The following is a 1,297-nucleotide window of genomic DNA, read 5'->3' on the forward strand; positions in this document are numbered from 1 at the left end:
ACCCAACAGCCGGCCGCGCCAGCGGACGCCCAATCTTTTAGTGCGAGCCCTGCGAGCATGCCTTTCACTCTCAGGCCCCGGACAACCCAACGACGCCGCCGCTCAGGCTTGCCGCCGGCGGCCGCCAGCCGTGCACCTGGTCACTGCGGGATTGGCGGTCCGCCGCCGGCGACCACCACCAAAAGCCGGCCACGACGGCGGACCGCCCGCGGTGACCGGCCCCAAAAGGACCGGCCACCTGGGGATTTAGCTGGCGAGCAGTTCGGTCAGTTCCGCCGCGTCGGTGACCAGTGCCGCGGCGCCGTCTTTCAGGAGCCGGTGGCATCCTGCGGAGTTGGCGCTGTGGACGCTGCCGGGGACGGCGGCGACGTGCCGGGCGATGGTTTCGGCGTGGAAGGCGGTGTTCAGGGCACCGGAGCGCCAGCGTGCTTCCACGACGCAGGTGACCCCGGCGAGGGCGGCGATGATGCGGTTCCGCTGCAAGAAGCGGTGCCGGGTGGGCGCCGATCCTGGGGGCAGTTCGGAGAGGGTTAGGCCGTTGGCGCGGATGGCGGCCGCGAGGTCGGCATTTCCGGACGGGTACTCGCGGTCCAGTCCTCCGGCGAGGACGGCGATGGTTGCCGGGCCGTTGCCGGTGCTTCCGGCCAGTGCGGCGCGGTGGGCGTGGGCGTCGATGCCGTAGGCGAGTCCGGCTATGACGCAGATCCCTTGCTGGGCCAGGCTGTAGGAAATATCGCCGGTCACGGCCGCGCCGTAGCTCGTGCAGTCCCGTGAGCCCGCGAGGGCCGCGCAGCGGGAGGGGTCGGGGATGCCGTTGCCAATGTTGCCCCGGTACCAAAGGCCCAGGGGTGCGTCGGGGAGGTCCTCCAGGCCGGTGGGCCAGTGCTCATCACCGGGGATCAGGAAGCCACCGCCCAGGCGTTCGATGGTGGTCAGGTCCTTCTCCGGGGCCAGGTCCGGCACGCGGGGTACCCAGCGCTTCAGCGCGGCCGCCAGTTCCTCGTCCGTCACGTCGGGGAGGGTGTGGGCGGGTTGCGCGCCGGTGGCGAGCCGCAGCGCAGCGTAGGCGCCGAGCCTGCCCACAAGGGTCCGCCCAACGGTGTCGTTGGGTTCGAACAGGCGGGTCAGGGCTGCGCGTGCAATGCGGTCGTTCATGGTGTTGCTCCTTTTTGCCGAGAAGTTGGGTGGGTGGGGCGGCTTAGGTGACCGGCCAGCTCCCCTCCCCCTCGTTGTTTTTGGCTGCTGGCGAAGCTTGCGGAGCTGTGCCCGAACCGGCCGTCTACCCAGCGGGCAAGAG

1 protein-coding gene is annotated in these 1,297 nt (G+C 70.6%); it reads right to left on the reverse strand.

Annotated elements, in window-relative coordinates; translation table 11 throughout:
* Nucleotides 1–246: 246 nt before the first annotated feature.
* Complete coding sequence (gene dprA, locus G205_RS20385) at nt 247–1,155, reverse strand: DNA-processing protein DprA (protein WP_009359698.1); 909 nt, start codon at nt 1,153–1,155, stop codon at nt 247–249.
* Nucleotides 1,156–1,297: the final 142 nt, after the last annotated feature.

Source organism: Arthrobacter nitrophenolicus, assembly GCF_000332815.1.
Classification (GTDB): domain Bacteria; phylum Actinomycetota; class Actinomycetes; order Actinomycetales; family Micrococcaceae; genus Arthrobacter; species Arthrobacter nitrophenolicus.